The sequence below is a fragment of the Citrobacter sp. T1.2D-1 genome (genome assembly GCF_950098555.1).
Taxonomy (GTDB): Bacteria; Pseudomonadota; Gammaproteobacteria; order Enterobacterales; family Enterobacteriaceae; genus Citrobacter_A; species Citrobacter_A telavivensis.
Window position 1 is genome coordinate 499,783 of sequence record NZ_CATNHH010000001.1, and the last position, 12,243, is coordinate 512,025.

Genomic DNA, 12,243 nt, shown 5'->3' on the forward strand with positions numbered 1-12,243 from the left:
AAACGGTCGGATAACAAATGACTATCCGACCGCTGATGTCTATTAACAAATCCCGGAAGCTAATACCCGGCAGGCTCGACGGGATGGCTGTCACCCGGTATATGGGGGGATTTCACAAAGACGCCCTTCCACGGCACATCCCCGTTGTTCACCAGAAAATGCGCTTCACCGGGATCGCAGTGCAGAACATCCCCTGAGCCTAACGTGTAGGGCTCACCGTTCAGGTACAGCGTCACTTCGCCTGCCAGGGTATAAAAAATTTCACAGGCTTCGATGTGCTGATGATTGGGAAAAGACTGACCGGGCTGGAGCATGACGACGCCCATGTCACATACCGGACCGCGAATGAGATACTTCGGACCACTGTCGCCAAAACGGTACTCATGCTGCGCTTCATTCGATTTAATCATGACGATCTCCTGTTATAAACCCGGCGCTTTCCACAGCGAGGTGGTCAACCCGTGATCGACCAGACCTAACTGTTCCTGATATACCGCCTGCCATTTTTCTCGTGATTCCCGATAAAGCTCATGTTTCTCTTTGTCTGGCACATGCTCCCGCTCCCAGCGCACCAGTCGTTCACCGGTCTCAGCCATGGATGACCAGATCCCTGCCCCGACGCCGGCGACAATGGCGCAGCCCAGCGCCGTTGCCTCTTTGACCACCGGAACGTTGACCGTCAGCCCTGAAACGTCCGCCAGAATCTGGCTCCAGAGCTTGCCCTTCGAGCCTCCTCCCGCAAACACCAGCGACGTGGGATGGATCCCCGTAAAATCAGCGATTTGCTGTAAGTTGCAGGTCGACACAATGGCCGCATTCTCTTCCAGCGCGCGGAACAGCGTGGCCTTATTGCATTTTTCTGGATCGATGGACAGGTTGATAAATGAAGGGGCTGCGTGATACCAGCTTTTGAAACGCATCCGGTCGGAGAAAATCGGCATCACTCCCCATGCGCCTGCCGGTACCCTGGAGGCCATCTCTTCCAGGAGCGTGTAGGTGTCGACGCCCAGACGCTCGGCAATCAGCTTTTCTTCGGCGCAGAAAGCGTCGCGGAACCAGCGCATCGTCAGACCGGTAAAAAAGCTGATGGATTCGGTTTGTACCATCCCCGGAATGACGTGTGGATTAATGCGCACGTTCATCTCAGGATCAACAATCGGCGCGGGTAAATTCACTACCTGCTGCCAGAATGTTCCGCCCAATACGGCGGTTTGCGCCGGACGTACGACCCCAAGGCCGAGGCAGCCCAACTGAACATCTCCGCCTCCGACAACCACCGGTGTGCCTGCTTTTAACCCGCACTGTGCGGCGGCCTGGGCCGTCACTTTTCCCAGCAGCGTCCCGGTCTCTTTTACCGGTGAGAGAATATCCGAGCGCAGTCCGGCCATCTGTAGCAATGACGGCTTCCAGTCGCGCGTTTTGAGGTCCAACAGGCCCGTGGTTCCGGCATTGGAAGGATCCACCGCCAGCTCGCCGCTGAGCATGTAGGCCATCCAGTCGCTGATCATCGTCACCGTCGAAGCGCGACGATAGATATCCGAACGATGGTGCGCCAGCCAGAGCAGACGCGGGATGGCGCTCAACGCCAGCGTCTGACCGGTGCTGCGATAAACCTCGCTTTCGAAGGTGTAGTCGTGGATCTCCTTCAGTTCGCTGACTTCCCGTGCCGCTCTGGCATCCACGTTTGCACAGGCCCAGACGGGCGTTCCCTCTGCGTCATAAACCACAATGCCTTCGCGCATCGAACAGGCGGAGACAGCAGCAATCGCTTCCGGCGCAATCCCGGCGTTGTGTAATGCCTGACGGATGCATTCACAGGCCAGTTGCCAGTTTTTCCCCAGATCAAACTCCATTGAGCCGGGAACATCCGGTACGGCAAGGTGCCGCCATTCCGCTTGTCCCACCGCGATTTGTTTGCCTTCAAGGTCGAAAATCACGGCACGGACGCTTCCGGTTCCGGCGTCCAGTGCCATCAGGTAATGTGCTGATTCAGAGAGGGTACAGGGTCGGGCCATCGTTTTTGTCCTCGGCTTATTATATCTGTCAGGTCGTCAATGCTTTCTCCACGGTACAAACGGAAATTCTGTTACTCCCCTGCCGGGCGCCTGCACGGCAGATACGCATTACTGCCCGCTGACAATGGCGGCGGCAGTTTCCTGGTCGGTGACCAATGCGTTGATATAACCCCCTTTCATCGCCGCAGCGATCGCTTCCGCTTTATTCACGCCCCCGGCGACACCGATCACGGTCGGGATCGTCTTCAGGGTATTGAGGGTTAACCCGATCAGTTCATCGTGGATCTTCATCTCCGAAATCACCTGCCCTTCGCCATCGAAGAAGTAACCCAGAATGTCGCCCACGGCCCCTTTGCGGCCAATCATCAGTTGTTCACCCTTAGTGATATAGCCTGAGCGAATAATGGTGGCCTCATCTTTCTGGTTGATTGCGCCGATGCCGACAATCGCCGCATCGGCAGCCTGGGCGGCCAGCAGGACATCCTGGACGCTGTTTTCATTTTTTAACGTCTGGGCAATCTCCGCTGAGGAGGCGCGAAGCGGCGCCGGAATAATACTGACCGGACAGGCCGCGTTGAGCTGTCCAATCCCGGTCATGTATGGCCCCACGCCACCCGACAGCGTCACCAGGCGAATTTGCTGAGCAGAGATAAATCCGCTCAGCCGCTTTAAGGTATTCATGGTCGCCTCACCGAAGCCCGCCGCCAGAATCTGCTGCGGCTGGAGTGACTCCATCAGCATATGCGCCGCGCCGATCCCCAGGCGAACGCAGGCATCCGCGCCGGGAAGTCCCGGGATGACCCGCACATTGTTCAGGTCAAAGCGACGACGTAATTCGGTTTCATATTCCAGACAGCCTTCAAAGCGAGAATTAATCTGGACGCGAATAATCCCGGACTGATGCCCCTTCTCCAGCAGCCGCGACACCTTCAGCCGCGTCAGCCCCAGTCTGTTGCTGATGTCGCTCTGCGTCATACCGTCGTGGTAATAGAACCACGCAATGCGCGCCACCAGCTCTTCTTCACACATCCCTTGCTCGGAAATCATCGGGTCATTAATAGTCATCATTCTGTCTTCACTTTGAACATATCGAATTTCTGAACACAATTGTTCATTCATTGGTCGTTAATAACTGTGATTAAACCCACATTTCAGGGGCTTTCGTTTGAACAAATTTAATATTGATGATCATTTTAGCATAAAACGTGATCTATTCGTCGGTTTTATGAGCAGTTAGGTCATAAGGTTATGAACAATTCGAATCGCACAATACATTTGTTCAACCTGATTCTACCCAGGCCGAACGGAGGTGGCATGCAAATGAGTCAAGAAAAGATCGCACCACTGCTCAGCGCACAGTCTGTCTGTAAGCAGTACTCTGGTGTCAAAGTACTGAAAGGCATTGACTTTGTCTTGCGCAAAGGCGAAGTCCATGCGCTCCTGGGGGGGAATGGCGCCGGGAAATCCACGCTGATGAAGATCATCGCCGGTATTACCCCAGCGGATAGCGGGATCATTGAGATTGAGGGATCCCGCTGTACCAAACTGACGCCCATCCTGGCGCATCAGTTAGGCATCTATCTTGTGCCGCAGGAGCCGCTGCTCTTCCCCAGCCTGACGGTAAAAGAGAACATTCTCTTTGGTCTGCCCAAACACCAGAGCTCGACGCAAAAAATGAGCGCAATGCTGGCCGCGCTGGGCTGCCAGTTTGATATCAACAGCCCGGCAGGTTCACTGGATGTGGCCGACCGACAAATGGTCGAAATCATGCGCGGGCTGATGCGTGATTCGCGAATTTTGATCCTCGATGAACCCACCGCCTCGCTGACGCCTGCGGAAACCGATCGCTTATTCAGCCGCCTGCGTGAATTGTTGAGCACCGGCGTGGGGATCGTCTTTATCTCCCACAAGCTGCCAGAGATACGCCAGATAGCGGATTACATTAGCGTGATGCGGGACGGCACCATTGCGCTTTCCGGGAAAACGGCGGAACTGACCACTGACGAGATTATCCAGGCCATCACGCCCGCCTCACGCACAAACGCGCTAAGTGCGACACAGAAACTGTGGCTGGAACTACCCGGCAACCGTCCGCAGCACGACGCGGGCACGCCGGTGTTGAGCCTCGAGAATCTGACCGGCGAAGGGTTTATGAACATCAGCTTCGAGGTCCGCGCCGGGGAAATATTAGGTCTGGCCGGTCTGGTCGGTGCCGGGCGCACCGAGCTTGCCGAAACGCTTTACGGGCTACGGCCTCTGCGAGCCGGAAGCGTGGTGCTCGGCGGCAAAGATATCTCCGCGCTTTCCACGCGCGAACGTCTGCAACACGGCCTGGTGTATCTGCCGGAAGATCGGCAATCGTCAGGGCTGAATCTGGACGCCTCGCTGGCGTGGAATGTTTGCGCGTTAACCCACAACCACAGCGGTTTCTGGGCAAATCCGGCAAAAGACAGCGCCACGCTCGAACGCTATCGTCGCGCGCTCAATATTAAGCTGAACGATTCCGAACAGCCTGCCCGTACGCTCTCCGGCGGTAATCAGCAAAAAATTCTGATTGCCAAATGCCTCGAAGCCTCGCCGCAGGTGCTGATTGTCGATGAGCCGACGCGCGGGGTGGACGTCTCTGCCCGTAACGACATCTATCAGTTGCTCCGCAGTATTGCGGCGCAGAATGTTGCGGTGCTGTTCATCTCGTCTGACCTGGAAGAGATCGAACAGATGGCCGATCGCGTTTACGTCATGCACCAGGGGGAAACGGGCGACGATGCCCTGCAAGGCGACGAGATTAATGTCGACACCATCATGCACGTAGCGTTTGGCGACCGCACGTCAGGGACTACACCACATTCCGGGGAAGCGCCATGTTGAAATTTATCCAGAATAACCGCGAGGCAACCGCACTGTTGGCTGTGCTGCTGCTGTTCGTTCTACCGGGGATGCTTGACAGCCAGTACCTCAGCGTTCAGACGCTGACGATGATCTTCAGCAGCGCCCAAATCCTCATGCTGCTGGCGATGGGGGCGACGCTGGTGATGCTGACCCGCAATATCGACGTATCGGTCGGATCGATAACCGGGATGTGCGCCGTACTGTTGGGGCTGCTGTTGAACGCAGGATATCCCTTGCCTGTGGCCTGCGTCGCGACGCTGTTACTGGGACTGCTGGCAGGATTTATCAATGGTGTGCTGGTCGCCTGGCTGAAAATCCCGGCGATTGTCGCCACGCTGGGCACACTGGGCCTGTATCGCGGCGTCATGCTGCTCTGGACGGGCGGTAAATGGATTGAAGGACTGCCGGCGCAGCTTAAGCAACTCTCTGCTCCGGTTTTCCTTGGGATCTCCGCCATCGGCTGGCTGACCCTGCTGCTGATGCTGCTGATGGCCTGGCTGCTGGCAAAAACCGCTTTTGGCCGTTGTTTTTATGCCACCGGAGATAATTTGCAGGGCGCGCGGCAACTGGGCGTGCGTACCGAAGCCATCCGTATTCTGGCCTTCTCGCTCAATGGCTGCATGGCGGCGCTGGCCGGGATCGTCTTTGCCTCACAGATTGGCTTTATCCCTAATCAGACGGGAACCGGGCTGGAAATGAAAGCCATTGCCGCCTGTGTGCTGGGGGGAATCAGCCTGCTGGGCGGTTCCGGGACGATCGTTGGTGCCGTGCTCGGTGCCTATTTCCTGACGCAAATCGATAGCGTACTGGTCCTGCTGCGCATTCCGGCCTGGTGGAATGACTTTATTGCCGGTCTGGTTCTGCTGGCAGTGCTGGTATTTGATGGCCGCCTGCGCTGCGCGCTGGAACGTAATATCCGCCGGCAAAAATATGCCCGCTTCACTCCGCCGCCCCAGCCGCATCCGTCGGCAAAAAGCGCAGCGGATACCGTGCGCACCGCCAAAAAACGTGAGGTTGCCTGATGACTCGTTTACATCGTTACGGCTGGGAACTGGCGCTCGCCGCGCTACTGGTGATTGAAATTCTGGGATTCGGCGCCCTGAACCCACGCCTGCTGGATCTGAACGTTCTGCTGTTCAGCACCAGCGACTTTATCTGCATTGGTATTGTCGCCCTGCCTTTAACCATGGTGATCGTCAGCGGTGGGATCGATATCTCTTTTGGTTCCACAATGGGATTGTGCGCCATCGCGCTGGGCGTGATGTTCCAGGGCGGCATCCCGCTGCCGCTGGCCATTGTCCTGACGCTCGCGCTGGGCGCGCTGTGCGGACTGATCAACGCCGGGCTGATTATCTACACGGGCGTAAACCCTCTGGTCATCACCCTGGGAACGTTATACCTGTTCGGCGGCAGCGCATTGCTGCTTTCGGGGATGGCAGGGGCGACCGGTTATGAAGGTATCGGCGGCTTCCCACAGGGCTTCACCGATTTTGCCAACCTCGATGTGTTGGGCCTGCCCGTGCCGCTGATCTTCTTTCTCGTCAGCGTGCTCTTTTTCTGGTTACTGATGCATCGAACCCACGCCGGACGAAATGTCTTTCTGATTGGGCAGAGCCCCCGCGTGGCGCTGTATAGCGCTATCCCGGTGAACCGGACGCTGTACGCGCTGTACGCGATGACCGGTTTTGCCTCGGCGGTCGCCGCGGTGCTGCTGGTCTCTTACTTTGGCTCTGCGCGTTCCGATCTGGGCGCCTCCTTCCTGATGCCGGCCATCACGGCGGTCGTTCTCGGTGGTGCCAATATCTACGGCGGCTCCGGGTCCATTCTCGGTACTGCCATCGCCGCGCTGTTAGTGGGCTATCTGCAGCAGGGGTTGCAGATGGCTGGCGTGCCCAATCAGGTATCCAGCGCCCTCTCCGGCGCATTACTTATTGTCGTTGTCGTAGGTCGTTCCGTCAGCCTGCATCGTCAGCAAATTAAAGACTGGCTGGCGCGTCGTCGCGCTATCCGGCAGGCCTGAAACCCATTGCCCTAAAGGAAAAGTACATGACTATTCAGAGCATTAAAAAAATTGCCGTAATCAGTACCCTTAGCCTGGCGGCGTTCACCCTCAACGCTTATGCCGCAGAGCGAATCGCGTTTATCCCCAAACTGGTTGGCGTGGGATTCTTTACCAGTGGCGGTAACGGTGCCCTGGAGGCGGGCAAAGCGCTGGGCGTCGATGTCACCTATGACGGTCCGACGGAGCCCAGCGTGTCCGGTCAGGTTCAGCTCATCAATAACTTCGTCAACCAGGGGTATAACGCCATTGTGGTTTCCGCCGTGTCGCCGGATGGTTTATGTCCGGCGTTAAAACGCGCCATGCAGCGCGGCGTGAAAGTGCTGACCTGGGATTCTGACACCAAGCCGGAATGCCGTTCGTACTATATCAACCAGGGCACGCCTGCTCAGTTAGGCGGCATGCTGGTCGATATGGCCGCAAACCAGGTCAAAAAAGAGAAAGCCAAAGTAGCCTTCTTCTACTCCAGCCCGACCGTGACCGATCAGAACCAGTGGGTGAAAGAGGCAAAAGACAAAATCGCCAAAGATCATCCGGGCTGGGAAGTCGTCACCACTCAGTTTGGCTATAACGACGCCACCAAATCGCTGCAAACCGCAGAAGGCATCATTAAAGCGTATGCCGATCTTGACGCCATCATCGCACCGGATGCCAACGCCCTTCCCGCCGCCGCTCAGGCCGCTGAAAACCTGAAAAACACCAGCGTGGCGATTGTCGGTTTCAGTACGCCAAACGTGATGCGTCCTTATGTTGAACGCGGCACGGTGAAAGAGTTTGGCCTCTGGGACGTGGTCCAGCAGGGCAAGATCTCCGTATACGTGGCTGACGCGTTGCTGAAAAAAGGCGACATGAATACCGGCGACAAGCTGGACATTCCGGGCGTGGGCCAGGTCGAGGTCTCGCCGAACAGCGTTCAGGGCTACAGCTATGAAGCGAAAGGCAACGGCATTGTGCTTCTGCCTGAACGCGTGGTGTTCACCAAAGAGAACATCGACAAATACGATTTCTGAGTTTCATTCCTTAACCATGGAGTAAAAAATGGCTGATTTAGATGACATCAAAGATGGCAAGGATTTCCATACCGATACGCCGCAGCGCAACACCCCGTTCACGCTTAAGGGATGCGGCGCGCTTGACTGGGGGATGCAGTCCCGACTGTCGCGCATTTTTAATCCTGAGACGGGAAGAACGGTCATGCTCGCGTTTGACCATGGCTATTTTCAGGGGCCGACGACGGGACTGGAGCGTATTGATATCAATATCGCCCCGCTGTTCCCGCTCGCCGATGTGCTGATGTGCACACGTGGCATCCTGCGCAGTGTCGTGCCACCCGCCACCAACAAGCCGGTGGTCCTGCGCGCCTCAGGCGCTAACTCTATTCTCACCGAGCTTAGCAATGAGGCGGTCGCACTTTCCATTGATGATGCCGTTCGTCTCAACAGTTGCGCCGTGGCGGCACAGGTGTATATCGGCAGTGAGTACGAGCACCAGTCGATCAAAAATATCATTCAGTTGATCGATGCCGGCATCAAAGTCGGTATGCCGACGATGGCGGTAACCGGCGTGGGGAAAGACATGGTGCGCGATCAGCGCTACTTCTCACTCGCCACCCGTATCGCCGCAGAAATGGGGGCGCAGATCATCAAGACCTACTATGTCGATAAAGGTTTTGAGCGCATCGCCGCGGGTTGCCCGGTCCCGATTGTTATCGCCGGCGGTAAAAAATTACCTGAACGTGAAGCGCTTGAGATGTGCTGGCAGGCCATCGACCAGGGGGCATCCGGTGTGGATATGGGACGTAACATCTTCCAGTCCGATCACCCTGTCGCCATGATGAAGGCCGTCCACGCGGTGGTACATCGCAATGAAACCGCTGAACGCGCGTATGAACTCTATCTGAGCGAGAAAAACTAAAAGGTCATGGGCCTGCCTGGCGGGCCCATGCGTTTCAAGGAGAACAGTATGCATGTCACTCTGGTGGAAATTAACGTCCACGACGATAAGGTTGACGAATTTATCGACGTATTTCGCCTCAATCATCTGGGGTCTGTGCGTGAAGAGGGGAATCTGCGTTTTGATGTGTTGCAGGATCCGGAGGTTAAGAGCCGCTTTTATATTTATGAAGCCTATAAGGATGAAGCCGCCGTGGCGTTCCATAAAACAACGCCCCACTACCTCGCCTGCGTTGAAAAACTGGAATCGCTGATGAGCTGCCCACGAAAAAAACGCGTCTTCAATGGACTGATGCCATAAGGATCTCAAAAATGAACCGTCCCTTTTCCGGTTTGAATCGCGCAGAGTGCGTATCGTTGATGAAGCGCTACCCGTTAAGCATCGGTATTCTTGCCGGCCAGTGGCTCAAACTCAATGAGTACCAGCAACATCTTCGCGCGCTTGAACAACCTGTTCTTCACCTGGATCTGATGGACGGCCATTTTTGCCCTCAGTTCACCGTTGGTCCCTGGGCTATCGCGCAACTGCCACAGCAGATGATTAAGGATGTTCACCTGATGGTGGATAATCCCTGGCCCGTCGTGCAGGCAAGCGTAAAGGCGGGCGCGCACTGCGTCACGTTACAGGTGGAAAACGCGCCGCATCTGCACCATATGCTCCATTGGCTTGGTGAGCAAACTGCAGAAGTCTCCGGTGGTACGATGCCGGTGTTGCGAGGGATTAGCCTGTGCCCGGCAACACCACTGGAACACATTCTGCCGGTTATTGAAGACGTTGAGATCGTGCAAATTCTGGCGGTGAATCCTGGCTACGGTAGCAAGCTCAGCAGGTCAGCCTTGCTGAGGCGCATCGCCCAGGTTGTCGCATTACTCAATGCATCCGGCAAGCGAGATTCCATTCTGCTGGCCGTTGACGGTTCGCTAACCCTGGAAGAACTCCCGGAGATCATTGCCAGCGGCGTCGATCGCGTGGTATCCGGCAGCGCCCTCTTCAGGAACGATGCTCTGGCTGAAAACACCACCCGCTGGCTAACGACGATACATTCAGCAAAGAGGTGATGAGGGGGAGTTCTGTTGGGTGGGCGTGATTTTCGGCATTACCTTGTTGAATTAGTTGAGGTTCGGGAGTCAGGGCGAGGCGATCTATTGTTGAAATGGCAAATCTTGTGTGGCGCGGTTTCCGGCAAGCCCGTTGACGTTTATTTTTCGTTTTTGGTGCGAAGGCCGGACTCGAATTTCACACCTAATAGACTGATACAAATGTAATTTATAAACAGGCATAAATGGTTATACCCGCACTTGTACCCACAAGTTAAAATCCGTACAAAAAACAGACATCGCAAGTAGGTATAAAGCCATACCAGTAAAACACCGATATGGCAGTCAAAGCAAGATTCAGGCAGGCAGGAAAGTTTTCTTCAGAGGTACCAAAAGTTTGGTCTCAATATCCACTTGCTCATAGTTCTCAATAAGCGCACGGACGAGATCATCAAGCGTCCAGAGCGTTAGTGGTATCGTAGAACGGTCGGCTTCATATCGAGCATCTTTTGTAAAACCACCGGTACTGACATAAAGCCCGCGATCGTCTTTATGGCGACCTCCGATAAAGCTGCGGATCTGTTGGCTTCCCATTTGCTCCCTGCGATGTTTTACCTCAACGATAATACGTGGATTTTCAAAACCGAATCCATCAGGTGAAGCAATGATATCTTTACCCCGATCGGCTCCCGCAGGTGACACCTGCGTTTTATAGCCCATACTGCGTAAAACTCCGGCAACCAGATTTTGCATCTCGTCCCAGTCAAGAGAGTTGATGCGATCTTTGATACCTTCAAACGCGAGCATTTCCATATCGCGGAGCGGATCAGAAACGACCTCATCTTCATCCATCGCAATTGGATTCTGAGTAATCACATCTACCGTAGGTTTCTTATCCTGCAAAAGCTCTTCTAGAGCATATTCTGGAAGCTGGAAAACCGTCAGCGTGGAGCCCAATGTGTTTTTGGTAGCAACAGACAATCGATCGCGATCGATTTCTTCAGTATTCCATTTAACCTGTCGAGCGATTCCCATCCCCTCTTCTACCCATTCAGGGTGGTACTGGAAATCAGATGTAACCTTACCTAGCAGATAAGTACGATTGGCTGGCGAATAGGTAATAACCCAATCACCCTTTTGGATCTCATTCACAAAACGCCAGACCTGCGATGCACCAGAACGGGCTGTTCCCAGCTTTGTTAAGGGATCTGCCTCCTGGTATAAGGCGAGTAACTGGGCTCGGGACAGGCCGGGTTTGACTAATGGAGCCAGCTGAGACCAACCGATGCCTACAATTTGCTTATCGCGAAAATCGTCATAGAGCTTGCCGCCATCGCCACGAATCATCCACATTCTGTTGCCCATACCAGTCCCTTCATGAGGAAAAGAAATTAAGCTGGATCATAAGCTTGTTAGCCTCAAGCGTCAAAATCTTCAATAACGGCTACCTAGTAATCCAGGATAGTGTTTTGCGATGATATCGTTCATACATTCAATTAAATCATGGCGTTTGAAAGTAATATGCCCACTGCCTTTCCGAAAATATCTAATGATAAAAAGTTCGTCCTCGAAAACTTGCTGATCCGGATTATCACGCACAAATTCCATAAACCGGATGGAAACATCATGCCGATTATCGGGAAGAGTTTTACCATCCAACAAATAGAACATCCGCTCCAGATCGGCTAACTGATCGAGCCGCCAGCCCCAATTCAGGCTGTAGCCCCATCGGTTATGCTTCACCAGATTATTGATGATGATCTTCCTACCGAAACAGCAAGGATTGTTGGTTTTATAGTTCCAGCTTAGCCCTTTGAATACGTTGATAATCCCTCGTTCGAAAACATCCTGTTTATTGTGGTGGAGTTGTTCAAAGGTACTCAGGATGTTGGCTTCGCTGATGGCCGGAAGATCACCCTCTTCGAGGTTTTTAGCCCACTGACTACGAGCCTCGGCATCCATTAAGGTCAACATCCCGGACTTCAGCATCAGATCGCGCCAGATGCTGCGATCGATATTGCGGATTATAATCGGCATCGCTTTGTCCACGGGTTGCATCAGCCAGCAGTCAAAGGAATGGCCCTGTCGCATCGCCCAATGCTCTGCCACATCACCACCGATGCTGGAGGTTAGCCGAGAGATGTCATCAAGCTGATGGATCAGGACTTCTATTTCGCTCAGCGCAGCATCACGTCCTGTGACGATACGTTCAATACTGGTCGAGCAAATTAGCTCATTATGGTCAGTTAAGACTTCAGCTTCTGTTTGCATGATTTTTTCCATATAAAAG

Annotated in this window: 12 protein-coding genes; 7 read left to right on the forward strand and 5 right to left on the reverse strand. The window is 54.5% G+C overall.

Annotated features, from left to right (window positions below; all coding sequences use genetic code 11):
• Positions 1–59: 59 nt before the first annotated feature.
• From QQZ17_RS02310 to lsrR, 3 genes are all read right to left on the reverse strand, one after another.
• Entirely contained in the window at positions 60–410 is a 351-nt protein-coding gene (locus QQZ17_RS02310; RefSeq protein ID WP_046487256.1) for a cupin domain-containing protein, read from the reverse strand.
• A 12-nt stretch (positions 411–422) separates the two neighbouring features.
• Positions 423–2,015, reverse strand: coding sequence for an autoinducer-2 kinase (gene lsrK / locus QQZ17_RS02315; RefSeq protein WP_152401895.1), 1,593 nt, complete (start codon positions 2,013–2,015; stop codon positions 423–425).
• Positions 2,016–2,123: 108 nt separating this feature from the next.
• Positions 2,124–3,080, reverse strand: a complete 957-nt coding sequence (gene lsrR, locus QQZ17_RS02320; protein WP_152406252.1) for a transcriptional regulator LsrR — start codon at positions 3,078–3,080, stop codon at positions 2,124–2,126.
• A gap of 249 nt (positions 3,081–3,329) precedes the next feature.
• On the opposite strand from lsrR, the gene lsrA reads away from it, so the two are divergent.
• From lsrA to QQZ17_RS02355, 7 genes are read left to right on the forward strand one after another with little or no spacing between them, the layout of a single operon-like run.
• Positions 3,330–4,883, forward strand: a complete 1,554-nt coding sequence (gene lsrA / locus QQZ17_RS02325) for an autoinducer 2 ABC transporter ATP-binding protein LsrA (protein WP_152401893.1) — start codon at positions 3,330–3,332, stop codon at positions 4,881–4,883.
• On the forward strand, positions 4,877–5,926 hold the full coding sequence (lsrC, locus tag QQZ17_RS02330) for an autoinducer 2 ABC transporter permease LsrC (protein WP_152401890.1): 1,050 nt from the start codon (positions 4,877–4,879) through the stop codon (positions 5,924–5,926). Before lsrA ends, lsrC begins: the two co-directional genes overlap by 7 nt.
• Complete coding sequence (gene lsrD / locus QQZ17_RS02335) at positions 5,926–6,924, forward strand: autoinducer 2 ABC transporter permease LsrD (protein WP_152401888.1); 999 nt, start codon at positions 5,926–5,928, stop codon at positions 6,922–6,924. Before lsrC ends, lsrD begins: the two co-directional genes overlap by 1 nt.
• A 26-nt stretch (positions 6,925–6,950) precedes the next feature.
• Positions 6,951–7,973, forward strand: coding sequence for an autoinducer 2 ABC transporter substrate-binding protein LsrB (gene lsrB / locus QQZ17_RS02340; RefSeq protein WP_152401885.1), 1,023 nt, complete (start codon positions 6,951–6,953; stop codon positions 7,971–7,973).
• A 28-nt stretch (positions 7,974–8,001) separates the two neighbouring features.
• Positions 8,002–8,877 carry a 3-hydroxy-5-phosphonooxypentane-2,4-dione thiolase gene (lsrF, locus tag QQZ17_RS02345; RefSeq protein ID WP_042321783.1) on the forward strand — a complete coding sequence of 292 codons (876 nt, stop codon included), beginning with the start codon at positions 8,002–8,004 and terminating at the stop codon, positions 8,875–8,877.
• Between the two features lie 48 nt (positions 8,878–8,925).
• Positions 8,926–9,216, forward strand: a complete 291-nt coding sequence (lsrG, locus tag QQZ17_RS02350) for a (4S)-4-hydroxy-5-phosphonooxypentane-2,3-dione isomerase (RefSeq protein ID WP_044264508.1) — start codon at positions 8,926–8,928, stop codon at positions 9,214–9,216.
• An 11-nt stretch (positions 9,217–9,227) separates the two neighbouring features.
• Positions 9,228–9,974 (forward strand): epimerase, encoded by a 747-nt coding sequence (locus tag QQZ17_RS02355; protein ID WP_152401883.1) that lies wholly within the window; start codon positions 9,228–9,230, stop codon positions 9,972–9,974.
• 336 nt (positions 9,975–10,310) lie between these two features.
• Here QQZ17_RS02355 and QQZ17_RS02360 read toward each other — a convergent pair whose 3' ends face one another.
• A complete protein-coding gene (locus QQZ17_RS02360; RefSeq protein ID WP_049017154.1) occupies positions 10,311–11,318 on the reverse strand; it encodes a restriction endonuclease in 1,008 nt (335 codons plus the stop codon).
• 69 nt (positions 11,319–11,387) lie between these two features.
• Entirely contained in the window at positions 11,388–12,224 is an 837-nt protein-coding gene (locus QQZ17_RS02365) for a DUF4942 domain-containing protein (RefSeq protein WP_152401881.1), read from the reverse strand.
• Positions 12,225–12,243 lie beyond the last annotated feature (19 nt).

Excerpts from the sequence above, each read along its gene's own strand:
- QQZ17_RS02310 (WP_046487256.1), bottom strand. The coding sequence starts at position 410 with ATGATTAAATCGAATGAAGCGCAGCATGAGTACCGTTTTGGCGACAGT.
- lsrK (WP_152401895.1), bottom strand. The coding sequence starts at position 2,015 with ATGGCCCGACCCTGTACCCTCTCTGAATCAGCACATTACCTGATGGCA.
- lsrR (WP_152406252.1), bottom strand. The coding sequence starts at position 3,080 with ATGACTATTAATGACCCGATGATTTCCGAGCAAGGGATGTGTGAAGAA.
- lsrA (WP_152401893.1), top strand. The coding sequence starts at position 3,330 with ATGCAAATGAGTCAAGAAAAGATCGCACCACTGCTCAGCGCACAGTCT.
- lsrC (WP_152401890.1), top strand. The coding sequence starts at position 4,877 with ATGTTGAAATTTATCCAGAATAACCGCGAGGCAACCGCACTGTTGGCT.
- lsrD (WP_152401888.1), top strand. The coding sequence starts at position 5,926 with ATGACTCGTTTACATCGTTACGGCTGGGAACTGGCGCTCGCCGCGCTA.
- lsrB (WP_152401885.1), top strand. The coding sequence starts at position 6,951 with ATGACTATTCAGAGCATTAAAAAAATTGCCGTAATCAGTACCCTTAGC.
- lsrF (WP_042321783.1), top strand. The coding sequence starts at position 8,002 with ATGGCTGATTTAGATGACATCAAAGATGGCAAGGATTTCCATACCGAT.
- lsrG (WP_044264508.1), top strand. The coding sequence starts at position 8,926 with ATGCATGTCACTCTGGTGGAAATTAACGTCCACGACGATAAGGTTGAC.
- QQZ17_RS02355 (WP_152401883.1), top strand. The coding sequence starts at position 9,228 with ATGAACCGTCCCTTTTCCGGTTTGAATCGCGCAGAGTGCGTATCGTTG.
- QQZ17_RS02360 (WP_049017154.1), bottom strand. The coding sequence starts at position 11,318 with ATGGGCAACAGAATGTGGATGATTCGTGGCGATGGCGGCAAGCTCTAT.
- QQZ17_RS02365 (WP_152401881.1), bottom strand. The coding sequence starts at position 12,224 with ATGCAAACAGAAGCTGAAGTCTTAACTGACCATAATGAGCTAATTTGC.